General features: G+C 71.5%; 20 protein-coding genes. 11 read left to right on the plus strand and 9 right to left on the minus strand.

What is annotated here, in order from left to right; genetic code table 11:
* Positions 1-123: 123 nt before the first annotated feature.
* Entirely contained in the window at positions 124-816 is a 693-nt protein-coding gene (locus tag AB0I72_RS22785) for a DUF1449 domain-containing protein (protein ID WP_358571955.1), read from the minus strand.
* A gap of 262 nt (positions 817-1,078) precedes the next feature.
* Here AB0I72_RS22785 and AB0I72_RS22790 point away from each other — a divergent pair, with 262 nt between their 5' ends.
* Positions 1,079-1,513: a YciI family protein gene (locus AB0I72_RS22790; protein WP_358571957.1), complete on the plus strand. Its 435-nt coding sequence runs from the start codon at positions 1,079-1,081 to the stop codon at positions 1,511-1,513.
* A 63-nt stretch (positions 1,514-1,576) separates the two neighbouring features.
* Complete coding sequence (locus AB0I72_RS22795) at positions 1,577-2,833, plus strand: RNA polymerase sigma factor (protein ID WP_358571959.1); 1,257 nt, start codon at positions 1,577-1,579, stop codon at positions 2,831-2,833.
* Positions 2,834-2,845: 12 nt separating this feature from the next.
* Here AB0I72_RS22795 and AB0I72_RS22800 read toward each other — a convergent pair whose 3' ends face one another.
* On the minus strand, positions 2,846-4,174 hold the full coding sequence (locus tag AB0I72_RS22800) for an amidohydrolase (protein WP_358571961.1): 1,329 nt from the start codon (positions 4,172-4,174) through the stop codon (positions 2,846-2,848).
* Between the two features lie 161 nt (positions 4,175-4,335).
* Between AB0I72_RS22800 and AB0I72_RS22805 the strand changes: the two genes are divergently transcribed.
* Positions 4,336-5,322 carry an NAD-dependent epimerase/dehydratase family protein gene (locus tag AB0I72_RS22805; protein ID WP_358571963.1) on the plus strand — a complete coding sequence of 329 codons (987 nt, stop codon included), beginning with the start codon at positions 4,336-4,338 and terminating at the stop codon, positions 5,320-5,322.
* Between the two features lie 103 nt (positions 5,323-5,425).
* Here AB0I72_RS22805 and AB0I72_RS22810 read toward each other — a convergent pair whose 3' ends face one another.
* The 6 genes from AB0I72_RS22810 to dnaK all read right to left on the minus strand — a co-directional run bounded on the left by AB0I72_RS22810 (position 5,426) and on the right by dnaK (position 12,944).
* Positions 5,426-5,620: a hypothetical protein gene (locus AB0I72_RS22810; RefSeq protein WP_358571965.1), complete on the minus strand. Its 195-nt coding sequence runs from the start codon at positions 5,618-5,620 to the stop codon at positions 5,426-5,428.
* Positions 5,621-5,761: 141 nt separating this feature from the next.
* Positions 5,762-8,374 (minus strand): ATP-dependent chaperone ClpB, encoded by a 2,613-nt coding sequence (clpB, locus tag AB0I72_RS22815; RefSeq protein WP_358571967.1) that lies wholly within the window; start codon positions 8,372-8,374, stop codon positions 5,762-5,764.
* Between the two features lie 87 nt (positions 8,375-8,461).
* Positions 8,462-8,965 carry a helix-turn-helix transcriptional regulator gene (locus AB0I72_RS22820; RefSeq protein ID WP_358571969.1) on the minus strand — a complete coding sequence of 168 codons (504 nt, stop codon included), beginning with the start codon at positions 8,963-8,965 and terminating at the stop codon, positions 8,462-8,464.
* Complete coding sequence (dnaJ, locus tag AB0I72_RS22825) at positions 8,962-10,125, minus strand: molecular chaperone DnaJ (protein ID WP_358571971.1); 1,164 nt, start codon at positions 10,123-10,125, stop codon at positions 8,962-8,964. The genes AB0I72_RS22820 and dnaJ overlap by 4 nt, the downstream gene beginning before the upstream one ends.
* 207 nt (positions 10,126-10,332) lie before the next feature.
* Entirely contained in the window at positions 10,333-11,055 is a 723-nt protein-coding gene (gene grpE, locus AB0I72_RS22830) for a nucleotide exchange factor GrpE (protein WP_358571973.1), read from the minus strand.
* A 44-nt stretch (positions 11,056-11,099) separates the two neighbouring features.
* On the minus strand, positions 11,100-12,944 hold the full coding sequence (gene dnaK, locus AB0I72_RS22835) for a molecular chaperone DnaK (RefSeq protein ID WP_358571975.1): 1,845 nt from the start codon (positions 12,942-12,944) through the stop codon (positions 11,100-11,102).
* A 559-nt stretch (positions 12,945-13,503) separates the two neighbouring features.
* On the opposite strand from dnaK, the gene AB0I72_RS22840 reads away from it, so the two are divergent.
* Together AB0I72_RS22840 and AB0I72_RS22845 are read left to right on the plus strand one after the other, a co-directional pair.
* Positions 13,504-15,711 (plus strand): (Fe-S)-binding protein, encoded by a 2,208-nt coding sequence (locus AB0I72_RS22840; protein WP_358571977.1) that lies wholly within the window; start codon positions 13,504-13,506, stop codon positions 15,709-15,711.
* Between the two features lie 277 nt (positions 15,712-15,988).
* The gene (locus AB0I72_RS22845; RefSeq protein WP_358571979.1) at positions 15,989-17,128 is read left to right on the plus strand and encodes a methyltransferase domain-containing protein; all 1,140 of its coding nucleotides are present in this window, start codon (positions 15,989-15,991) and stop codon (positions 17,126-17,128) included.
* Between the two features lie 103 nt (positions 17,129-17,231).
* On the opposite strand, the gene AB0I72_RS22850 is transcribed toward AB0I72_RS22845, so the two are convergent.
* Complete coding sequence (locus tag AB0I72_RS22850) at positions 17,232-17,411, minus strand: DUF397 domain-containing protein (protein WP_358571981.1); 180 nt, start codon at positions 17,409-17,411, stop codon at positions 17,232-17,234.
* A 191-nt stretch (positions 17,412-17,602) separates the two neighbouring features.
* Here AB0I72_RS22850 and AB0I72_RS22855 point away from each other — a divergent pair, with 191 nt between their 5' ends.
* The 6 genes from AB0I72_RS22855 (at position 17,603) to AB0I72_RS22880 (ending at position 22,718) form a co-directional block, all read left to right on the plus strand.
* The gene (locus tag AB0I72_RS22855) at positions 17,603-17,830 is read left to right on the plus strand and encodes a hypothetical protein (RefSeq protein ID WP_358571983.1); all 228 of its coding nucleotides are present in this window, start codon (positions 17,603-17,605) and stop codon (positions 17,828-17,830) included.
* Complete coding sequence (locus AB0I72_RS22860; protein ID WP_358571985.1) at positions 17,827-18,054, plus strand: hypothetical protein; 228 nt, start codon at positions 17,827-17,829, stop codon at positions 18,052-18,054. Before AB0I72_RS22855 ends, AB0I72_RS22860 begins: the two co-directional genes overlap by 4 nt.
* A gap of 161 nt (positions 18,055-18,215) precedes the next feature.
* Positions 18,216-19,205 carry an ABC transporter ATP-binding protein gene (locus AB0I72_RS22865; protein WP_358571986.1) on the plus strand — a complete coding sequence of 330 codons (990 nt, stop codon included), beginning with the start codon at positions 18,216-18,218 and terminating at the stop codon, positions 19,203-19,205.
* 61 nt (positions 19,206-19,266) lie between these two features.
* Complete coding sequence (locus AB0I72_RS22870) at positions 19,267-20,115, plus strand: ABC transporter permease (protein WP_358571987.1); 849 nt, start codon at positions 19,267-19,269, stop codon at positions 20,113-20,115.
* Positions 20,116-20,268: 153 nt separating this feature from the next.
* Positions 20,269-21,513, plus strand: coding sequence for a histidine kinase (locus AB0I72_RS22875; RefSeq protein WP_358571988.1), 1,245 nt, complete (start codon positions 20,269-20,271; stop codon positions 21,511-21,513).
* The gene (locus AB0I72_RS22880) at positions 21,510-22,718 is read left to right on the plus strand and encodes a histidine kinase (RefSeq protein ID WP_358571990.1); all 1,209 of its coding nucleotides are present in this window, start codon (positions 21,510-21,512) and stop codon (positions 22,716-22,718) included. Before AB0I72_RS22875 ends, AB0I72_RS22880 begins: the two co-directional genes overlap by 4 nt.
* Positions 22,719-22,761: the final 43 nt, after the last annotated feature.

A 22,761-nucleotide genomic window follows, 5' to 3' on the forward strand; every position in this document is an offset into this window, starting at 1 on the left:
ACATGACGTGCGGTGGCTGGGACGAGCACCGGGGGAGGGGCACGCGGTGGGGACCGTGTCCGGGGCGCTCGTGTGTGTCTGACGTGGCGGTCGGTGGAACGGTTCCGCGAGCCCGCCCGGGAGTCAGTCCCGACCGGGATCGAGTGCCGCGTCGAAGCCGGTGATCAGGAAGACGTCGCCGTCCTGGTCGTGGTCGAAGATCAGGCCGGTGCTGCCCGGGGGGAGGACCTCGCCGCCGGTGGTGCGGACGTCGACGGAGATCTCGGCTCCGGAGTCGGTGGTGATCTCGGCCCGGCCGAAGTCCCCGGTGGCCTCGCCGATGCGGATCACGCACGTGCGGCCGACCAGGTCGTGTTTGGAGTCGTTCCGCCCTCCGGGCAGGAACCGGGCGACGGCCATCACCAGTCCGCTGGTGACCGCCCACGCGGCGACCAGCGCGATCACGAGGACCACGGCGCCGAGGGCGAGCAGCAGGGGGGTGGACGTGGTTTCGAGAAGGCTGGTCATGATGCCGCCCATCATGCTCACGAACCAGGCGACGCACACCATGAGGGTGAGCGAGACCGTGACCGGGGCGCGCCCCGACCGCTCGGCGTCGCGCCCGCGCGCGGACGACCGCTCCGCGTTCCCCAGGAGCCCGGCCCGGGTCATGAGCGCGCTGAGTCCGGTGGCCTCGCCGTCGGCGTCCACGCCGTCGAGGAGTTCGGTGTCGGCCGCGCCGACCACCACGAACACCCAGTAGAGGGCGGCGACGATCAGCAGCGGGGTGAACAGGGCGGTGGGGAAGCCGAAGGCGGTGCTCAGGAAAAGCCCCATCGGTCGCCCTCCTCCACCGTGAACTCTGCTGCCGGGGTTCGCGACGGTGGCCCGTGGGGGCGGCCGTGAACGCCGAACCGCCCCGGACTCTACCGAACCCCCGGTCCAGAACGCCCCCAAGGGTCTGGTTTGTCCGCTTGTGGCCACGCCCTCGAAAAACCGCGAGAAAAATCCGGGGGACGTGTCGATCCGCGTCGGTCCCGTTCGACGTGTGGATGAGAGCGGGGAGAACGGCCCCCGCGCACCACGGAAGGTGAACACCATGCGCTACCTGATGGCGATCATGTCGGACGAGAACGCCGAGGCCGGGAAGGTCCCGCCGGCGGAGGTCTTCGAGGCGATGGCGGCCTACAACGAGGAGCTGGTCAAGGCGGGTGTCCTGCTCGCGGGCGAGGGCCTGGCGCCGACCTCCGAGGGGGCGGTCGTCAGCTTCCGGAACGGGGCGGCGACCGTCACCGACGGTCCGTTCGCCGAGGCCAAGGAGGTCATCGCCGGGTACTGGATCCTCCAGGTGTCCTCCCGCGAGGAGGCGATCGAGTGGGCCAAGCGCTGCCCCCACCCGCCGGAGGGCGACGACACCGTCCTCAACCTGCGGCTGCGGCGCATCTTCGAGATGGAGGACTTCGGCGACGACATCCCCGAGCACGTCAAGGAGCGCGAGCAGGAGCTGCGCGCCCAGGGGTACGAGAACGGCTGACCTCCTCGCTGAGGCGTCCCGGGACGGTTGCGTCAGTGCGGCTCACCCTGCTGAGATGGGGGAGTGAGCCACACTGACGCGACCCGTGCGGTGGAGGCGGTCTGGCGGATCGAGTCGGCCCGCCTCGTCGCCGCGCTGACGCGGATGGTCGGCGACGTCGGCCTCGCCGAGGAGTTCGCGCAGGACGCGCTGGTCAGCGCCCTGGAGAAGTGGCCGGCGGAGGGCGTCCCCGACACCCCGGGCGCGTGGCTGACGACGGTCGCCAAGCGCCGGATCCTCGACCGCTGGCGCCGCGACGAGCGGTTCAAGCTGCGCATGACCGACCTCGGCCGGGAGATCGAGGAGAACGACGGGCAGGCGGAGTTCGACGCGGTCCTGGAGGAGGACTACGGCGACGACCTGCTCCGGCTCATGTTCGTGTGCTGCCACCCGGTGCTGTCCACCGAGGCCCGGGTCGCCCTGACCCTGCGCCTGCTCGGCGGCCTGACCACCGACGAGATCGCCCGCGCGTTCCTGGTGCCCGAGCCGACCGTCGCCCAGCGCATCGTCCGGGCCAAGCGGACGCTCGCGAAGAAGAAGGTGCCCTTCGAGGTACCGGTCGGCGAGGACCGCGACGCCCGGCTCTCCTCCGTCCTGGAGGTCCTCTACCTCGTCTTCAACGAGGGCTACACCGCCACGTCCGGGACGAGCTGGATGCGCACCGACCTGTGCGAGGAGGCCATGCGTCTGGGCCGGGTGCTCGTCGGGCTGCTGCCCAAGGAGCGCGAGGCCCACGGGCTGGTCGCGTTGATGGAACTCCAGGCGTCGCGGTTCCGCGCCAGGGTGGGCCGCGACGGCGTGCCCGTGCCGCTGCTGGAACAGGACCGCTCCCGTTGGGACCGGCTGCTCGTCAACCGGGGACTGGCGGCGCTGGACCGGTCGCTGCCCGCGGGGCCCGACGACGTTCGGGGTCCCTACTCGCTCCAGGCCGGGATCGCCGCCGAGCACGCGCGGGCGGTCACGCCGGAGGACACCGACTGGATGGCGATCGCCGTGCTGTACGCGGCTCTGGTCAAGGTGACCGCCTCCCCGGTGGTGGCGCTCAACCACGCGGTGGCGGTGTCGATGGCGGTGGGCCCTGGCCCGGCGCTCACGCTCGTCGACCGCCTGCGCGACGAGCCCTCACTGGAGGGGTACCACCCGTGGTCGGCGGTCCGGGGCGACCTGCTCTCGCGGTTGGGTCGGGCGGAGGAGGCGCGCGCGGAGTTCGAGCGCGCCGCCGGGCTCACCCGCAACGAGCGCGAGCGTGCCCTGCTGCTGGAGCGCGCCCGCTCGGTCTGAGGGGCGTCCGGATCAGAACGCGGGCGGGCCGGGCTGTTCCACCAGGGCCGGGTCCAGGCGTCCGGTCACGTGGTCGACGGCGACGTGGGAGTACAGCCGCACCCCCGTGGCCAGGACCGAGTCGTCCGCGTAGAAGGCGGGGTCGTGGTTGGTCGCCGCCCCCCGCTGCCCGGGGATCGCGCGCAGCGCGCCCCCGACGTACTCGGTGTCCTGGCAGCCGAGCAGGACGAAGACCCCGCCGAAGGCGTCGATGAGCTCCGACACGTCGTCGTAGCCGAGGACCGCCTCGGTCCGCTTGACCCGGGACTCCCCGACCACCCGCCTCAGTGTGGGCAGGACCGCCGACGTCCAGCTGGGCGTGTTCTCCACCGGGGGCACGTCCTGGAGGTACTCGACCGCGGCCGTGCACCCGTGGGCCAGCGCGATGTGCTCGGCGGCGCGGCGCAGACGGTCGCGCACGGAGTCCATGTCGGCCGTGTCGAGGCACCGGACGGTGCCCCACAGGACCACCGAGGCGCCGATGACGTTGAACCGGCCCGCGTCCTCCACGTGCCCGATGGACACGGTGATCGGGGAGGTCGCCGGGACCTGCCGGTAGAGCTGGCCGCAGGCGGAGACGATCTCGGCGGCGGGAGGCATCGGATCCACCCCCAGCCACGGCATCGACCCGTGCGTCTGCTGGCCCCGGACGGTGATCTTCACCAGGCAGGACGCGGCCAGGAGGTGGCCGACCCGGTAGCCGACGATGCCCGTGGGCAGCGGGACCACGTGCAGGCCGAACACCATGGTCGGGGCGGGGTCGAGCAGTGCCGGGGAGGCGACCATGGCGCGCGCCCCGCCGTCCTCGTCGACCGGAGGGCCCTCCTCGGCGGGCTGGAAGACGAAGAGGACCGTGCCCGGAAGCTCCGAGCGCAGGTCGGACAGGACCTCGGCGGCGCCCATGAGCATCGCGGTGTGGCAGTCGTGGCCGCAGGCGTGCGCCACGGGGAAGGGCCCGCCGGGGTAGTCCTCGTCGACGACGGTGGAGGCGAAGTCGACACCGCTGTCCTCCCTGACGGGGAGGGCGTCGATGTCGGCGCGCAGTGCGACGACCGGGTCGCCGGGCAGGCCGCACCTGAGGACGCCGACGACGCCGTACCCGGCCACTCCGGTCCGGACCTCGTCCAGGTTCAGCGAGCACAGGTGGCGGGTGATGAGGGCGGCGGTGTCCCGCTCCCGGTTGGGCAGTTCGGGGTGCGCGTGCAGGTGGTGACGCCAGCCGACGAGCTTCGACCCGATCGCCGCCGTGTGCCGGTCGACGGCCTCCCACAGGGACTCCACGTCCACGACGGTCCGACTCATCGCCCCTCCCCCCGGCGGCGTTGTGGCCACGGTAGACCGGGCTTCCTCCCGGTTGGTGTAAGCGCGGGCAAACGCTGTTCCCCGAGTGCCCGCGCCGTCGGGATTCTGCCGACGGCAGGAACCCCTGGCGCGTCCCTCCGACGGGCCGCCAGACTTCCGGTATGAGACTTCTGATGCTCGGTGGCACCGAGTTCGTGGGCAGGTCCGTCGTCGAGGAGGCCCTGGGCAGGGGATGGGACGTCACGGTCTTCCACCGCGGCCGCCACCCGGCCCCCGCCGGCGTCGCCGACCTGCGCGGCGACCGGACCGAGACGGGCGGGCTCGCGGCACTGGAGACGGGGGAGTGGGACGCGGTCGTCGACACCTGGACGGGCGCCCCCTCGGCGGTCGCGGCGGCGGCGCGCCTCCTCGACGGACGGGTCGGCCGCTACGCCTACGTCTCCAGCCGGTCCGTCTACGCCTACCCGGCCGCCGCCGGGCTGGACGAGGACGGGCCGGTCGTGGAGGGCTCGCCCGATGACGACGACGCGAGCGACTACGCGCGCGCCAAGCGGGGCGGCGAGCTCGCGGCGGAGGCGGTCTTCGGGGACCGGGCACTGTTCGCGCGCGCCGGACTCATTCTCGGCCCGCACGAGAACGTCGGGCGCCTGCCCTGGTGGCTCGGCCGGATCGCCAGGGGCGGCCGGGTCCTGGCCCCCGGACCGCGCGACCTTCCGCTCCAGTACGTCGACGGCCGCGACCTCGCCGTCTGGACCCTCGACGCCGTCGAGTCCGGGCTGGGCGGCCCGTACAACCTGGTGAGCCCGCCCGGTCACACCACGATGGGCGCGCTGCTGGAGGCGTGCGCGGCGGCCACGGGTGCCGACGCCGAGCTGGTCTGGACCGATCCCCGGCGGATCCTCGACGCGGGCGTCCAGCCGTGGACGGACCTGCCGATCTGGCTGCCGCGCGGCGAGCTGTACGACACCCTGCACCGGGGCGACGTGTCGCGCGCCCTCGCCACCGGCCTGCGCTGCCGCCCGGTCGGGGAGACCGTCGCCGACACCTGGGACTGGCTGCGCTCCCTGGGCGGGGAGGCGCCGCGGCGGCCCGACCGTCCCTCGGTCGGCCTGGACCCGGAGGTGGAGGCGAAGCTGCTCGGGCTCTGACGTCGGCCGATCCGTACGCACGGCCGCCGGCGCCGGGGCGCGTCCTTGGCCTCCGGGCTCCGCTTCACCAGCTCGTAGGCCGACGTGTCCACGAGGCCGAGGGTCAACGCCAGGCTTCCTTCATCGTCCGCTCGGCCAGGTCGAGATCCATGCCCTCGACGAGGTCGAGGAACTCGTGCGACCGTCTCCGGGCGGCGACCTCGCGACGTGCTTCGTTCACGGTCTCCACCGTGCTCTTGGTGCCGGACTCCTCGGCAGCGGCCGACAGGGCGTCGTCGTCGATGACCGTCCTTGACATCGCCTGGCTCCCCTCCTCGATGTCATGTGTGCGTCGACAACGATGCCATCACCGTGCCTCCCGCCAGGGAAGTCAGCACGACGCGGGGCCCCTTCTCCCCCTCCCGGGAGGACGGGCCCCGCGTCGGTCGCGCCGCGTCGGTCAGACCACGGGCTCCTCCGCCCGCACCGGGGTCACGAGCAGTTTGTCCGCGCCGTCGTCGACGTCCACGACGACCCTGTCCCCCTCGGCCAGCCCGCCCGACAGCAGCTCCCGGGCGAGCGGGTCGCCGATCGAGGACTGCACCAGGCGGCGCAGCGGACGCGCGCCGTAGTTCGGGTCGTAGCCCGTCAGCGCGAGCCACTCACCGGCCCCGGCGGTCACGTCCAGCTCCACCCGGCGGTCGGCCAGGCGCCGCCGCAGCTTGTCCACCTGGAGGTCGACGATCCGCGCCAGATCCTCCGTGGACAGCGCGTCGAACATGATCACGTCGTCCAGCCGGTTGAGGAACTCCGGCTTGAAGGTCGACCGCACCACGCTCATCACGCGGTCCCTGCGCTGCTCCTCCGGCAGCGACTGGTCGACGAGGAACTGCGACCCGAGGTTCGAGGTGAGGATGAGGATGGTGTTGCGGAAGTCGACGTGACGGCCCTGGCCGTCGGTCAGCCGACCGTCGTCCAGCACCTGGAGCAGCGTGTCGAACACCTCCAGGTGCGCCTTCTCCACCTCGTCGAGCAGCACCACGGTGTAGGGGCGGCGGCGCACCGCCTCGGTCAGCTGACCGCCCTCCTCGTACCCCACGTACCCGGGGGGCGCGCCCACCAGGCGCGACACCGAGTGCTTCTCGGAGTACTCGCTCATGTCGATGCGCACGATCGCGCGCTCGTCGTCGAACAGGAACTCCGCCAGCGCCTTGGCCAGCTCGGTCTTGCCGACGCCGGTCGGGCCGAGGAACAGGAACGAACCCGTGGGCCGGTCCGGGTCGGAGATCCCGGCGCGGGCGCGCCGCACCGCGTCCGACACCGCGGCCACGGCGTCCTTCTGCCCGATCAGACGCCGACCCAGCTCCTCCTCCATGCGCAGCAGCTTGGAGGTCTCCCCCTCCATCAGCCGCCCGACGGGGATGCCGGTCCACGAGGAGACGACGTCGGCGACCTCGTCGGCGCCCACCTCGTCCTTGACCATCGTGTCGACGCCCGAGCTCGCGGCCTCCTCCTCCGCGCTGGAGGCCTCCTCGATCTGCTTCTCCAACTCCGGGATGTCCCCGTACATCAGCCGGGACGCCTGGGCGAAGTCGCCCTCGCGCTCGGCCAGCTCGGCGCGCGTGCGCAGGTCGTCCAGCTGCCCCTTGAGCTCGCCGACCCGGTTGAGGCCCGCCTTCTCCTGCTCCCACCGGGCGACGAGCGCGTTGAGCTGCTCCTGCCGGTCGGCGAGGTCCGCGCGCAGCCGTTCCAGGCGCTGGATGCTCGCCTGGTCCGACTCCTTGGCCAGCGCCAACTCCTCCATCTTGAGGCGGTCGACGGTGCGCTGGAGCTCGTCGATCTCCACCGGGCTGGAGTCGATCTCCATCCGCAGCCGTGAGGCGGCCTCGTCGATGAGGTCGATCGCCTTGTCGGGCAGGAACCGCGCGGTGATGTACCGGTCGGACAGGGTCGCGGCGGCCACCAGGGCGGCGTCCGCGATCTGCACCTTGTGGTGCGCCTCGTACCGGCCCTTGAGCCCGCGCAGGATCGCGATGGTGTCGGCCGCCGACGGCTCACCCACCATGACCTGCTGGAACCGACGCTCCAGGGCGGGGTCCTTCTCGATCCGCTCCCGGTACTCGTCCAGCGTGGTGGCGCCGACCATCCGCAGCTCGCCGCGCGCCAACATCGGCTTGAGCATGTTGCCCGCGTCCATGGCACCCTCGGCCGCGCCGGCGCCGACCATCGTGTGCAGTTCGTCGATGAACGTGATGATCTGGCCCTCGGACTCCTTGATCTCCGAGAGCACCGCCTTGAGCCGCTCCTCGAACTCGCCCCGGTACTTGGCGCCGGCCACCATCGCGGACAGGTCCAGGCTCACCAGGCGCTTGCCCACGAGCGACTGCGGCACGTCACCGGCCACGATCCGCTGGGCCAGCCCCTCCACGACCGCGGTCTTGCCCACGCCGGGCTCGCCGATGAGGACGGGGTTGTTCTTCGTCCGGCGGCTGAGCACCTGGATGACCCGCCGGATCTCGCCGTCGCGGCCGATCACCGGGTCCACCTTGCCCTCGCGGGCCCGCTCGGTCAGGTCGACGCCGAACTTCTCCAGCGCCTGGTAGGTGTCCTCGGGGTTCTCCGACGTCACCTTCGCCGACCCGCGCACCCGCTCGAACGCGTCCAGGAGCGCCTCCGGCGTGGCGCCGACCTCGGTGAGCAGCCGCTTGGCCTCGCCGCCGTCGGCGGCCAGCCCCACCAGCAGGTGCTCGGTGGAGACGTACTCGTCCTCCAGCTGCTGGGCGCGCTTGGCCGCGGTGTTGATCGACACGATGAGCTGGCGGGAGGAGTTCGGGGAGCTGACCGTCGACCCGGCGGCCTTCGGCAGCGCGTCGATCGCCGCCTCCACCCGGTCCTTGAGCGTGTCGGGGTTGGCGCCCACCTCCTTGAGCAGCGGGCGGGTCACCCCCTCGGCCTGGTCCAGGAGCGCGGCCAACAGGTGGAGCGGATCCACCTCCGGACTTCCGTCCGCGGTCGCGCGCCGGACGGCCACCGACAGGGCCTCCTGGCTCTTCTTCGTGAGCTTGTAGTTCATCGTCCGGTGACTCCTTTCACCAGTCGCGTCACCCAGGGTGACTTGCCATGGCCGACCGTGCCCCCGTGCAGCCGTTCCGGAGCCCCGTCAGTCCTCTTCCTCGTCGTCGCGGTCCCGTCGGGAACCGCCCTGCCCGGAACCGGAGTCCCGGGTCCTGTCGTCCTCCGGCCGTTCGGCCGTGTTGAAGATCGTCACGCGCGTGCGGCGCACCAGCTCACCGCGCGCGCCCCCGCCCTCGGCGGGGCGGCCGCGCCGGGCCACCGCCCGCCGCGCCGCCTCCAGCTCGTTGGCCAGGTGGAACACCTGCTCGCGCAGCTGCTCGACCTCGTGTTCGAGCTCCAGGATCCGCTTGATCCCGGCGAGGTTGATGCCCTCCTCCTGCGACAGGCGCTGCACCTCGCGCAGGAGCTGCACGTCGCGCATGGAGTAACGCCGTCCCCGACCGGAGGCCCGTCCCGGTGACACGATCCCCAGCCGGTCGTACTGCCGCAGGGTCTGCGGGTGCATCCCGGCCAGCTCCGCGGCCACCGAGATCACGTAGACCGGAGCGTCAGCGCCGAAGGCGCCGAAGGAGTCGTTCACGTCGTTCACGCACCCTTCGCCCGCGCCTCGAGTCCCTCGCGCGGGTCGTGGTCGGTCGTCGCGGCACGGAACTTCTCCAGCGCCTCACGCGCGTCGCCGCTGACGTTCGTCGGAACGGTGACCTCGATGGTCACGAGCAGGTCGCCCGTGGTGCCGTCCTTGCGCTTGGCCCCCTTGCCGCGGACGCGCAGGGTGCGCCCGTTCGGGGTGCCCGGCGGGACCTTCACGGTCACCGGGAACCCGTTGAGCGTCGGGACGCGCACCTCCGCGCCGAGGACGGCCTCGGGGAAGGTCACCGGCACGGTGATGGTGATGTTGTCGCCGCTCCTACCGAACACCGCGTGCTCCTTCACGTGGACGACGACGTACAGGTCGCCCGCCGGGCCGCCGTGCTCGCCCGGGGCGCCCTTGCCCTTGATCCGGATCCGCTGGCCGTCGGTCACGCCGCCGGGGATCCGCGTCTGGATGGTGCGGGTGCTCTTGCCGCGTCCGCTGCCGTGGCACTCGTCGCAGGGGTCGTCGACGACCAGGCCGCGCCCCTTGCACTCGCCGCACGGCTCGGACAGCGAGAAGCCGCCCAGGTTGGTGTTCTCGTGCCCGGTGCCGGAGCACTTCGGGCACATCCGCGGGGCCGTGCCCGCCTTGGCGCCCGTGCCCCGGCACGCGGGGCACGGGGCGTCGCTGGACAGGCGGAAGGAGCGGGTCACGCCCTCGGCCGCCTCGCGGAAGCTCAGTGTGGTCTCGGTCTCGACGTCGGCGCCGCGCCTGCTGCGCCCGCCCGCGCCGCCGCGTCCCCGGCCGCCGAACAGGCCGCCGAACAGGTCGCTCAGCCGTTCGCCGCCGGATGCTCCGCCGGGCCCGGGCCCCTGGCCGAACAGGTCGCCCATGTCGAACCCGCCGGGCCCGGTGCCGCCGCCGGGGCGGTAGGACCCGCCGAACAGCGAGCGCGCCTCGTCGTACTCCTTGCGCCGCTTCTCGTCCGACAGGACGTTGTACGCCTCGGAGATCTCCTTGAAGCGTTCCTCGGCCTTGGCGTCGCCCGTGTTCGCGTCGGGGTGGTTCTCCCGGGCGAGCTTGCGGTAGGACTGCTTGATCTCGTCCTTCGAGGCGGTCTTTGAGACTCCGAGGACCTTGTAGTAGTCCTTCTCCAGGTAGTCCTTGGTGCTCATCGACTGGTGCCTTCTCCCGCTGGTGCCGGTTGCGTCCGATGCTTACACGTGCCCCGCCTCCGGGCGGAACCGGGGTCGGGGCGTGGTCCGCGGACACGTGCTCCGCAGCGCGACGAGCAGCGTCCACGGACCGCGCCCCCGGTTCCTCCGGTCATGCCCACCGTCCACACGGCGGACACGACCGGAGCGGAACCACGGGCGAACCCGTTACCCGCCGTCCGTCTCCTCGCCCCCGTCGGAGGAGGCGGCGGCGTCGCCGTTCGCGGAGCCGCCGGTCTCGTCCGACCCGGCCGCGGCGCCCTCGACGGGGTCCCCGACGACCACGCGGGCCGGTCGGAGGATCCTCTCACCGATGCGGTACCCCGGTTGGAACACCTCGATCACCGTCTGGACGGAGACGTCGGGTGCCGGGACCAGGGTGAGCGCCTCGTGGAGGTTCGGGTCGAACTCCTCGCCCGCCTCGGCGTAGCGCTCCAGGCCGAGCTTGGTCGCCACGGACTCCAGGGCCTCGCCGACCGCCTTGAAGCCCCCCGTGAGCTCGTCGTGCTCACGGGCGCGCCCGATGTCGTCCAGGATCGGCAGCAGTTCGCCGACGACCTGGGCGGTGGCCACCTCGCGGACGGCCACGCGGTCGCGCTCGACGCGCTTGCGGTAGTTCGCGTACTCGGCCTGCACCCGCTTGATGTCGTTGGTGAGCTCGACGACCCGCTCGTCCGCGTTGATCGCCTCGGTCACCACGGTCTCCGGGGTGTCGGGAACCTCGATGGTCTCCTCGGCCCCGGCGGTCCCGTCCGCCTCCGCGGCGGTCTCGGCCGCCTTGGGGTCGCGGACCTCGCCGGTCTCCGGGTCGATCCGGCGGTTGTCGCGGATCACCGGTCCCTGGTGCTCCTCACCGTCGCCGGAGCCGTTGGTCTTGTCCGACTGCGCCATCTGTGACGCGCCCTCCTTCCTCGACTCGTCCGTCGGCCTCGGCGTCAGGACTGGGTGCCCTTGCCGTTGTCCTCGTCGACGATCTCGGCGTCCACGACGTCGGCGTCGTCGGCGTCGGACGAGGTCTGCCCGGCGTCGGCCGGGGCGCCCTCCTGGCTCTGGCTGTAGATCGCGGAACCGATCTTCTGGCTGGCCAGGGCGACCTTCTCGCTCGCGGAGCGGATCGCCTCGACGTCCGTGCCCTCCAGGGCGGTCTTCAGCTCGGCGACGGCCGACTCGGTCTCGGAGCGCACGTCCGCCGGGATCTTGTCCTCGTTGTCCTTGATGACCTTCTCGGTCTGGTAGACGAGGGACTCGGCGTTGTTGCGGACCTCGGCCTCCTCGCGGCGCTTGCGGTCCTCCTCGGCGTACTGCTCGGCCTCGCGGACCATCTTGTCGATGTCGTCCTTGGACATCGCCGAACCGCCGGAGATGGTGACCGACTGCTCCTTGCCGGTGCCCAGGTCCTTCGCGGTGACGCTGACGATGCCGTTGGCGTCGATGTCGAAGGCGACCTCGATCTGCGGGACGCCGCGCGGCGCCGGGGGCAGACCGGTCAGGTCGAAGACGCCCAGCTTCTTGTTGTACTGGGCGATGTCGCGCTCGCCCTGGTAGACCTGGATCTGCACGGACGGCTGGTTGTCGTCGGCCGTCGTGAAGATCTCCGAGCGCTTGGTCGGGATGGTCGTGTTGCGCTCGATGAGCTTGGTGAACACGCCGCCCTTGGTCTCGATGCCCAGCGACAGCGGGGTGACGTCCAGCAGCAGGACGTCCTTGACCTCGCCCTTGAGCACACCGGCCTGGAGCGCGGCGCCGACGGCCACGACCTCGTCCGGGTTGACGCCCTTGTTGGGCTCCTTGCCGCCGGTCATCTCCTTGACCAGGTCCGCGATGGCGGGCATACGGGTGGAGCCGCCGACCAGGACCACGTGGTCGATGCCGCTGAGCTGGATCCCGGCGTCCTTCATGACCTGCTGGAACGGCGTCTTGGTCCGCTCGACCAGGTCGGAGGTCAGGCGCTGGAACTCGGCGCGGCTGAGCTTCTCGTCCAGGTGCAGCGGGCCCTCGGCCGAGGCCGTGATGTAGGGCAGGTTGATGACCGACTCGCTGGAGCTGGAGAGCTCGATCTTGGCCTTCTCCGCGGCCTCGCGCAGGCGCTGGAGGGCCATCTTGTCCTTGGACAGGTCCACGCCGTTGGCGTTCTTGAACCGCTCGACCAGCCAGTCGACGACCGCCTGGTCCCAGTCGTCGCCGCCGAGGTGGTTGTCGCCGTTGGTCGCCTTGACCTCCACGACGCCGTCACCGACCTCCAGGAGGGAGACGTCGAAGGTGCCGCCACCGAGGTCGTAGACGAGGATCGTCGCCTCGTCCTCCTTCTCCAGGTGGTAGGCGAGGGCGGCCGAGGTCGGCTCGTTGATGATCCGCAGGACGTTCAGGCCCGCGATCGTGCCGGCCTCCTTGGTGGCCTGGCGCTGGGCGTCGCTGAAGTAGGCGGGCACGGTGATGACCGCGTCGGTGACGTCCTCGCCGAGGTAGGCCTCGGCGTCGCGCTTGAGCTTCTGGAGGATGAAGGCGCTGATCTGCTGCGGGTTGAAGGTCTTGTCGTCGATCTTCACCGTCCAGTCGGTGCCGATGTGGCGCTTGACCGAGCGGATGGTGCGGTCGACGTTGGTGACCGCCTGGCGCTTGGCCACCTCACCGACGAGGACCTCACCGTTCTTGGCGAAGGCGACGACGGAGGGGGTGGTGCGGGAGCCCTCGGCGTTGGCGATGACCGTGGGCTCGCCGCCCTCCAGGACAGCGACGCACGAGTTCGTCGTACCGAGGTCGATTCCGACCGCACGAGCCATGGTTGCTACCTCCGTCAAGATTGAGTCGTTCAGACGTAAGTTTGCTTCGTCAGGTGTTCGCTGTCAAATCAGTTGAGTGGACCCGACTCAAGGTGATGCCTACGCACGGACAACGGCCGACCCAGGCCTGGTGTTCCCGGATGGGGGGACTTCACGGAGGAAATGGCGCAAACCCGGGCCAAGTCGGGGGGATCCTTGACTCCGACCCAGGGGAACCCCTGAGGGCGGCGCACGGGAGAACGGGTCGCGTCACGGATGCCCCGCCGTGGCCTCCTGTGGTGGATGTCAGCTACACATAAAGGTGTGCGTGGTGTGTTCGCGGTCGTCCGCGGCGCGTCCACGTGGTTCCGTGGTGTCGGCGCCCAGCGGCGTCGGAGTGCGGAAGGGGTTCGGGTCCCGCAGCCCGGCCCCGAACCCGGGAGGTGGCGCGGATGCCGCCGACGGCCCCCGTGGCGGGGGCGGGTCGGTGGCGGCCGGGCTATTACTCGCTAGTAACATAAGTCTCGACCGCCGGTGTGTGGCGCACCGGACGACACAGCAGGATGGGAGGCCACGGGCGATGCTGTACCTGACACTGGGCATCATCACCTCGGTCTTCGCCGTGGTCGCGTTCACCGTGTTCGCCCTGGCCCTTCGCCAGATCGTGCGGACCGTGGGCATCGGCCGTCCGGTGGAGCCGGAGCGCAAGGGGCCGTTCGGGCAGCGGCTCACGATGACGCTCATCGAGATCGTCGGGCACACGAGGATGCTCAAACGGCCGTGGGTCGGTGTGGCCCACTGGTTCGTGATGGTCTCCTTCCCGCTGCTGGTGTTCACCGTCATCGAGGCCCAGGGCGAGGTCTTCGATCCGCACTTCCACCTGCCGCTCATCCACGACTGGACGGTCTACGGCCTGGCCATCGAGATCATCGCGGGCGCGAGCCTCGTCGGGATCCTCGGCCTGACCGGCTACCGCCTGCTGTACAGCCCGAAGCGGATCGGCCGCGAGTCCCGCTTCATGAACTCCAAGCACTGGACGGCGTACTACGTCGAGGCCTACATCATCGGCCTGCTGCTGGCGATCTTCGCGATCCGCGGCTTCAAGGTCGCCGCGGGCGACTTCCCGTTCCCGGTCTGGGCCACCCCGATCTCGCACGCGGTCGGCGCCGTCCTGCCCGGTGAGGCCGCCGTCGCCGATCCCGCCATCGCCCTCGTGGCCGCGTTCAAGCTGATCATCAGCTACGCGTTCTTCGTCGTCCTGGCGGTCAACCTCACCATGGGCGTCGGCTGGCACCGTTTCCTCGCGCCGGTCAACATCTACTTCAAGCGCAAGGCCGACGGCTCGCCGTCGCACGGCGCCGCCAAGCAGATGATGGACAAGAGCGGCGTCAAGCCCCTCGACTTCGAGGAGGCCGACCCCGACGAGGACCCGTTCGGCGCGGGCAAGATCGAGGACTTCACCTGGAAGGGCCTGCTCGACTTCTCCAGCTGCACCGAGTGCGGCCGGTGCCAGTCCCAGTGCCCCGCCTGGAACACCGGCAAGCCGCTGTCGCCGAAGAAGGTCATCCTCGACCTCCAGCAGCACGCCTACGAGAAGGCCCCGTACCTGCTCCAGGGCATCACGGCGGAGACGCTCGCCGAGAAGCCCGACGAGAGCCACGCGGGCGTCGACGTCCTCGCGCTCCTCAACAAGCCGCTGGTCGGCACCGAGGAGGAGGGTGGCGTCATCCACCCCGACGAGCTGTGGGCCTGCACCAACTGCGGCGCCTGCGTCGAGCAGTGCCCGGTCGACATCGAGCACATCGACCACATCCTCGACATGCGCCGCTACCAGGTCATGGTCGAGTCCAACTTCCCGTCCGAGGCCAACACCCTCCTGAAGAACCTCGAGAACAAGGCCAACCCGTGGGGCATGGCCGAGGACCGGAGGATGGACTGGATCCAGGAGCTCGCCGAGCGGGAGAACCCGGTCGAGGTAGAGGTCGTCGACGACAAGCTGTCGCCGGACACCGAGTACCTGTTCTGGGTCGGCTGCGCCGGCGCCCTGGAGGACCGCGCCAAGAAGACCACCAAGGCCATCGCCGAACTGCTGGACATCGCGGGCGTCAAGTTCGCCGTGCTCGGCGGGATGGAGGCGTGCACCGGTGACCCCGCGCGCCGCCTGGGCATGGAGTACGTCTTCCAGATGCTCGCCCAGCAGAACGTGGAGACGCTGAACGAGGCGGGCGTCACCAAGATCGTGGCCAGCTGCCCGCACTGCTTCAACACGCTCGCCAACGAGTACCCGCAGCTCGGCGGCACGTACGAGGTCGTCCACCACAGCCAGCTCCTGGCCAAGCTGGTGGACGAGGGCAGGCTGACGCCGGTCCAGAGCGTGGACGAGAACATCACGTACCACGACCCCTGCTTCCTCGGCCGCCACAACAAGGTCTACACGCCGCCGCGCGACATCATGGCGAAGGTCCCGGGCGTCAAGACGCAGGAGATGCACCGCCACAAGGAGCGGGGCTTCTGCTGCGGCGCCGGCGGCGCCCGCATGTGGATGGAGGAGCGGATCGGCAAGCGCATCAACACCGAGCGGGTGGACGAGGCGCTGACGACCAACCCCGACACCGTCTCCACCGCGTGCCCGTTCTGCCAGGTCATGCTCGGCGACGCGATCAACGAGAAGAAGTCGCAGGGCGAGGCCAAGGAGTCGCTGGAGGTCGTGGACGTCTCCCAGCTGCTGCTGCGCTCGGTCAAGGGCGAGAGCCCGGCCGAGGGTGAGAAGGCGCCCGCGGAGGCCTGATCCCCTCCGGACCCAGCGCGGGGCCGGTGCCGACCAGCGGGTCGGCACCGGCCCCGCGTGTCGTTACCCGACGCCCTCCAGTCCGCATGCGGCCATTCCTGTGACAGGGCGGATGCCCGGGGTTACCGTTGCCGTGACCTGTTCCCCATCCCCTGGAGGTGCCTGTGGGGAAGCACGACGATCCCTCCCGCTGGGACGGTCAGAAGGACAAGCCACCGCCCCCGCCCACTCCCAACGACGGTGGGAGCGGCGGCGGAAAGCACGAGCGGGACGACGAGTGACCGACGCCCAGACCCTCCGGTCCCGTCTCGCGCAGGGCATGCCCACGGCGTGGCGGGACTCCTTCCAGAGGGTGCCCCGCCACGCGTTCATCCCGGACACCGTCTGGATCAGGGACACCGACGGCCGCCCCCGCCCCTTCCGACGCGAGGACGATCCCGTTCGGTGGCTGGAGGTCTGCTACTCCGACGCCCCGGTCGCGGTCCAACTCGACGACGGGCACGACACCGGATCCGGGTACGTGTCGTCGACGGCCTCCATGCCCACGGTCGTCGCCCAGATGCTCGACGCGGCGGATCTCTCGCCCGGTCTGCGCACGCTGGAGATCGGTACGGGGACCGGGTACAACGCGGCGCTGCTGGCCTCCGTCGTGGGCGTCGAGAACGTCACCACGGTCGAGATCGACGCCGTGCTGGCCGAGCGATCCGCCGCCGCCCTGGAGCGCGCCGGTTGGCCGGTGGAGGTCGTCCATGGCGACGGTGAGAAGGGGTGTCCGGAGAACGCGCCGTTCGATCGTGTCGTGGCCACCGCGGCCGTGCGGACCGTCCCCTACGCGTGGGTCGAACAGACACGTCCGGACGGGATCGTCCTCACCCCGTTCGGAACGGCCTTCCACAGCGGGACCCTGCTCCGTCTCCGCGTCGGCTCCGATGGGACGACGGCTCAGGGGAACTTCGGAGGGGACGCGGCGTTCATGTGGACCCGTGCCCAACGTGCCCCGCACGGAGCCGTCGAGGACCGGGTGCTGCCCGAGCACGAATGCGATGAGCTGACCACCGGTCTGCACCCCTACGAACCGGTCGGCGGTTTCGACGCCAGCTTCGCCGTGGGCCTGCGTGTTCCGGCGATGACCTCCGTCGTGGTGTTCGACGACGACGATCCCGAGTGCGGTTCGTACACGGTGTATCTGATGGATCCCCACGCCGCATCCTGGGCGTCGTGGCGGATAGAGCCGGGCCCGCGCGAGTACACGGTGCGCCAGCACGGCCCACGGCGACTGTTCGACGAGTTGGCGGCCGCCTACGCGTGGTGGAGGGGACTCGGGAGTCCCGCGCACACGCGGTTCGGCCTCACGGTCACGCCGGACGGACAGCACGTGTGGCTGGACGATCCGCAGAACGAGGTGGCGCGTCCGTAGCCGTTCGGACGCTGGTCGCGACCCCTCCCGCTCGGTGGACTCGGCGCGGGATGAACATGCGGAGGCCTCCGACCGCACGGTCGGAGGCCTCCGCGTGTTCGGGCTAGCTCGCCCGGCGGAGCACCTGGAGGACTGCCCTCCACTCCCCGTTGGGGAACCCAAGGTGCCCGGCCGCCCTGTTCTGGGTGTCGCGGATGAGCGTTTCGGCGCCCTCCGACACCTCGACGCACGCGGCTTCGTTAGCGCTGTGGCTGGACTTGTGGAACTCACGGGATGAATACACGACGGCCTACCTCTAGTCGGTGATCATGCTCTTGATCAGATCGATGCTGGCGCTCCTGGACAGGGAGTCGGCGCCGACGCCGTCCGCTGGGTCGCCTCCCACACCTGTGACGCCCGCCCGGGCGGGCACCCCTGTGGGAAGCCCTACGGTCACGATGGCGGCCACACCCCCGGGTGGGGGAGGTGGGACCGGTGATGGACTTCGCCGTCGAGGACTTCCTCGACACCATCCGGTCCGCGCTTGTGGTGCCGGGCGGGACGACGCCCGAAGCCGGGGCGGTCCGCATGGTGATCACCCAGGCGAACGCGGTCGCCGTGGCGATCGCGATCGAGGCAGCGCTGGAGTCCGGCGACGTGGAGGCCGCCACCGACATGCTGTGCTCGGCCATGATCCCCGGACCGCGACGGGAGGCGCCGTGACGCGACACCAGCGCTCCGGAGCCAAGGCACGCGTCGCCGCGGCCATCCGTGGACGGTGGGTCATCAGCGCGCACGACGGCGGCCTGGTGGCCCAGCGTCAGTTGTGTCTGCCCGAGCTCACCGACGACCAGCGTTCGCGCGGCATGGTGAACCGGATCGAGGCCCCCAGCTGGGACGATCTGGACCACCTGCTCGCGGAGCAGGCCCGCCTGGCCGACCCGTAGACCGGCCGTGCCCCGTCGTGGTCCCGTTCTGGGAGGGACGCGAGCCCCGGAACGCGACGTCGGCATGACATTTGTCAGTGCCGCCGCCGGGTGGTTCGGCACGGCGAGGCGGTGACAACGGTGTCTGGTCGGTGTGAAGGCGTTTCGCGAGCATGGTGGACATGACGACGACAGCGCACATCGCAGCCACCGAAGCCCGGTCGACCGCTGACGGACCCGTCGTGGCGGTCCGCGACCTCCGGCAGCGCTACGGCGACTTCGAGGCGGTCAGGGGCGTCTCCTTCGAGATCCACCCCGGCGAGCTGTTCGCCCTCCTCGGAACCAACGGCGCGGGCAAGACCACGACCATCGAGACGCTGGAGGGCTTCCGCCGCCCCAGCTCCGGAACCGTCCGGGTGTTCGGCGAGGACCCCTACGGCCAGCCCGCCGCGATCCGCGAGCGCACCAACGCCGTCCTCCAGGGCAGCGGACTGATGGAGGACCTGACCGTCCGGGAGACCGTCGACCTCGCCCGTGACCTCGCCGCCCAGCCGCGCGGCACCGAGGAGGTCCTGGACATGGTGAGCCTCACCGACAAGCGCGCGGTCGCCGTCCGCCAACTGTCCGGCGGCCAGAAGCGGCGCTTGGACCTCGCCCTGGCCCTGGTGACCACCCCCGAGGTGCTCTACCTCGACGAGCCGACGACGGGCATGGACCCCGAGGCGCGGATCGAGACCTGGCGGATCGTCTCCGAGCTGAAGAAGGACGGCGTGGCGATCCTGCTGACCACGCACTATCTGGAGGAGGCCGAGCGGCTCGCCGACCGGTTGGCGATCATGCACCGCGGCGAGGTGCGCGTCGAGGGCACGTTGGCGGGTGTGCTGGAGGGCTGGGGCGACCGGGTGGCCTTCGCCGTCCCGGAGGACGTCAGCACCGACGACCTGCCCGAACTGGAGGGCGCCGACCTGGCCGTGGAGACCCGGGGCCAGGCTCTCTGGGCGACGTACACGGTGCGCGGCGGCGACGTGGCGGACCGGGCCCACCACGCGGTCGCGGCCCTGCTCGCCTGGGCCGGTGGGCGCGGGACGACCCTGCGCCACCTCCAGGTCCGGGGCGCCTCCCTGGAGGACGTCTTCCTCAGTGTCGCCGACGGCGCCGCCGACCTGGTCTGACCCCGCCCCATCCCTGACGAACCCCGCGCCGCCCCCGGCGCCTTCCACCCGAGGAGCCACCGTGAGCCCCACCACCGCGACCACCGCGTCGGCGTCGACCACCCGACCCTCTCTCAGCTGGGCCCGGCGGACGCTGAGGCTGAGTCGCACCGAGTTCACCCTGTTCGTGCGGTACAAGACCGCCTGGTGGATCCTGTCGATGCCGCTGCTGTTCCTGTTCCTCACCTCCCAGATGCCCGCGTCCGAGGTGCTGGACGGCGTCAGCTCGGCCGAACTGTCCATGGCCGGAGTGATGGGCATCACCGGTGTGTTCGTCGGCGTCGGCCACGCCTCCAACGTCTTCACCGCCCGCCGCGAGTCCCTCGTGCTCAAGCGGCTGCGGGTGAGCGGCGTGCCCCCGCTGGTGATCTTCGGCGCGACGACCGCGATCATCGTCTTCTTCTCGCTGGTCGTCGCGGTCGTCATGGTGGGCCTGATCGCCCTCATGCTCGGCGAGACCCCGGACGACCCGCTCATGCTGGCGGTGGCCGTGGCGCTGAACGCGGCCGTGATGACCCTGGTCGGCCTGCTCCTCACGCCGTACGTGCGCAACGCCGAGAGCGCCCAGATGGTGTCGGTCCTGCCGATGATGGGCCTCCTGCTCGTGGGCGGCGTGTACTTCCCGATGGACTTCCTGCCCGAGGGCGTGCGCCAGGTGGTCGAGCTGCTGCCGGTGGCCCCCACGGTTCAGCTCGCCCAGGCCGCCTACACCGGGTACGACGTGTTCGGTGGATACGCGGGCGCCGAGGTTCCGGGCTACCTCGGTCTGTGGGCGGGGGCGCTGCCCGAGGTGGGCGTGATGCTGGCCTGGATGGTGCTGCTGTCCCTGTTGGTCACGCGAGTGTTCCGCTGGGACCCCCGCCAGCCGTGAGTCCGGTCCGCGAGCGGGGCGGCGCGGTGGGGGCACCCCCTCCTCCGCGCCCTCGCGCGTGTGCGGAGGGGGCGGTGCGGACCCCCGATACTCGAAGGGGCCCGGCGGGTGTCGGGCCGTCACCGGAGGTGGGGAGGCAGGGTGGGCGGCGACGTGAGGGGAGCCCACGGCGCGGACGGGCACTACGGGTTCAAGCTCAGGGCGGCGCGGCTCGTCATCCTGGTGATGGTCCTCAGCGGTGTGTCCGGAGTGCTCATCTGGCCGATGCTCGATCTCGTGATCCGTGCCGAGCTGGAGCACCCGCCCCCCTGGCCGCCCGCTCTGTGCCTGGTCCCCGCCGTGCCCGCGGCCGCGATCCTCTGCGTCATCGTCTGGCGGCGGATCAACACGCGGCGGAACGCGGACCCGTGGCTCTACTGGGGGTCGCTCGGGCTGACCCTGGCCTCGTACGCGCTGATGGCGACCGCGCTGTTCGCCCTGCTCACGGTCGCCATCTGGTGGGGGCTGGCCGTGTTCACCGCCCCGACCCGGCGCACGGCCTGGGTGTCCGCCGCCCTGGTCGTCGTGACCTGGCTGTACCTGCCCCTGTCCCCCGAGGAGCTCTCCGTACCGTGGTTCGCGGTGATGTGGGTCGTCGCGTTCGGCCAGGCGCTGCTGTTGGCGGGCGCCTCCGCCGCCTGCGTGTGGCTGTGGGACGCCACCAGCGACGCGGTGGAGGGCCAGCGGGCGCGGGCCCGGTTGGCGGTGACGGAGGAGCGGTTGCGGTTCTCCCGGGACATGCACGATCTGCTGGGGCACAGCCTGTCGGCGCTCGCGGTCAAGTCCGAACTGGCCGGGCGCCTGCTGGAGGCCGCCCCGGAGCGGGCCGCGGCCGAGATGGCGGAGGTCCAGGCGCTGGCCCGCACCTCCCTCCAGCAGGTGCGGTCCGCCGTGAGCGGGTACCGCGAGGTGCGCCTGGCGGACGAGGTGGAGTCGGCGACCGCCCTGTTGCGCGCCGACCGCACCGAGACCGTCGTCACCGGACTGGACGGGCTGAGCCTGCCCCGGGACACGCAGACGCTGGCCGCGTGGGTGGTGCGCGAGTCGGTGACCAACGTGCTGCGGCACAGCGACGCCACCCGGTGCCGGATCGGCTTCACGTCGACCAGCGACCCCGGCGCGGGGGCGGAGACGCTCGTGGTGGAGGTGGCCAACGACCGGGCGGGAGGCGCGTCCAGGGACCGGACGGTCTTCGGCAACGGCCTGGCCGGGCTGTCCGAGCGGGTCGCGGCGGGCGGCGGCTCCCTGTCGGCGTCGCGGACCGGGGACGGGGGTTTCCTGGTACGGGCGGTGCTGCCCGTGGGGAGGCGGGCGGCGGAGGCCGGGGAGACCGCCCTGACGGAGAGGGGACCGCGGTGACCGACGGACTCGACACGGGCCGGGGCGAGGACGCCGAGGACACGGGAGCCGACCGGAGGGTCCGGGTCGCCCGGCGGGCACTCGTGGCGTCGATGTTCATCGTCGACGCCATGTTCGTCTCCTTCGCGCTCATGGACCTGGCGTCGGCGTCCGTGGCGGGGGTCGCCCTGTGGCCCTCCCTCCTCGCCCTGCCCCTCGCGACCGGGGCGGTCGCCCTGCTCCACGTCCTCTTCCTGGGCAGGCTGGACGGGAGACGCGTGCCCGCCCCCGGCCCGTACTGGGGGGCGGTGGTCCTGATCGTGCTGTGCTGCGCGGCGGTCCAGTCGCCCCTCCACCGCGTGATCCTGCTCGCGCTGTGGTGGTCGATCGCCGTGTTCGTCGCCTCGCGCCGCAGGGGGCTGGCGGTCAGTGCGCTGGCCCTGGCCCTCCCGTGGCTGCTCATCCCGTTCACCCAGGCGGACGTCCAGATCGTCCCGTTCCTCGTGACGTGGGTGCTGGGGATCGCGTACGCGCTCATGCTGTGCGTCGGGATGCTGACCTGCGTGTGGCTCTGGGAGATCGTGAACGACGCGGTGGCCGGACAGCGGGCGCGGGCCCGGTTGGCGGTGACGGAGGAGCGGTTGCGGTTCTCCCGGGACATGCACGACCTGCTGGGGCACAGCCTGTCGGCGCTCGCGGTCAAGGCGGAGCTGGCCTCGCGGCTCGCCGAGCGGGACCGCGAACGGGCGGCCACGGAGATCGCCGAGGTGCGGGCGCTGGCGCGCACGTCGCTCGCGCAGGTGCGCGCGGCGGTCAGCGGTTACCGGGAGATCAGCCTGGCCGAGGAGGTGGAGTCCGTGAGCGCGGTCCTGCGCGCCAACCGGACCGAGGTCACGGTCACGGGACTGGACGGCGTGGACCCCTCACCCGGGTCGGCGGCGCTGGCCGCGTGGGTGGTGCGCGAGGGCGCGACCAACGTGCTGCGGCACAGCGACGCCACCCGGTGCCGGATCGTGTTCACCCGGACCACGGACGCCAGCGTGGGACCGGAGGCGCTGGTGGTGGAGGTGGCCAACGACCGCGCGCGGTCCGGCGAGCGGCGGGAGGCGGCCTCGGGCAACGGTCTGGCCGGGCTGTCCGAGCGGGTCGCGGCGGGCGGCGGCTCCCTGTCGGCGTCGCGGACCGGAGACGGGGGCTTCCTGCTGCGGGCCGTCCTGCCCCGGTGAGCGTGTCCCGCTCCGCCGCGACGGGTGCACCGGTCCCGGCCCC

It is taken from the genome of Nocardiopsis sp. NPDC049922, assembly GCF_040660275.1.
Lineage (GTDB): Bacteria > Actinomycetota > Actinomycetes > Streptosporangiales > Streptosporangiaceae > Nocardiopsis.

What these genes read in the sequence shown, in the direction of transcription:
- AB0I72_RS22785 (WP_358571955.1), bottom strand. Translation starts at nt 816, where the DNA reads ATGGGGCTTTTCCTGAGCACCGCCTTCGGCTTCCCCACCGCCCTGTTC.
- AB0I72_RS22790 (WP_358571957.1), top strand. Translation starts at nt 1,079, where the DNA reads ATGCGCTACCTGATGGCGATCATGTCGGACGAGAACGCCGAGGCCGGG.
- AB0I72_RS22800 (WP_358571961.1), bottom strand. Translation starts at nt 4,174, where the DNA reads ATGAGTCGGACCGTCGTGGACGTGGAGTCCCTGTGGGAGGCCGTCGAC.
- AB0I72_RS22805 (WP_358571963.1), top strand. Translation starts at nt 4,336, where the DNA reads ATGAGACTTCTGATGCTCGGTGGCACCGAGTTCGTGGGCAGGTCCGTC.
- AB0I72_RS22810 (WP_358571965.1), bottom strand. Translation starts at nt 5,620, where the DNA reads ATGTCAAGGACGGTCATCGACGACGACGCCCTGTCGGCCGCTGCCGAG.
- clpB (WP_358571967.1), bottom strand. Translation starts at nt 8,374, where the DNA reads ATGAACTACAAGCTCACGAAGAAGAGCCAGGAGGCCCTGTCGGTGGCC.
- dnaJ (WP_358571971.1), bottom strand. Translation starts at nt 10,125, where the DNA reads ATGAGCACCAAGGACTACCTGGAGAAGGACTACTACAAGGTCCTCGGA.
- grpE (WP_358571973.1), bottom strand. Translation starts at nt 11,055, where the DNA reads ATGGCGCAGTCGGACAAGACCAACGGCTCCGGCGACGGTGAGGAGCAC.
- dnaK (WP_358571975.1), bottom strand. Translation starts at nt 12,944, where the DNA reads ATGGCTCGTGCGGTCGGAATCGACCTCGGTACGACGAACTCGTGCGTC.
- AB0I72_RS22840 (WP_358571977.1), top strand. Translation starts at nt 13,504, where the DNA reads ATGCTGTACCTGACACTGGGCATCATCACCTCGGTCTTCGCCGTGGTC.
- AB0I72_RS22865 (WP_358571986.1), top strand. Translation starts at nt 18,216, where the DNA reads ATGACGACGACAGCGCACATCGCAGCCACCGAAGCCCGGTCGACCGCT.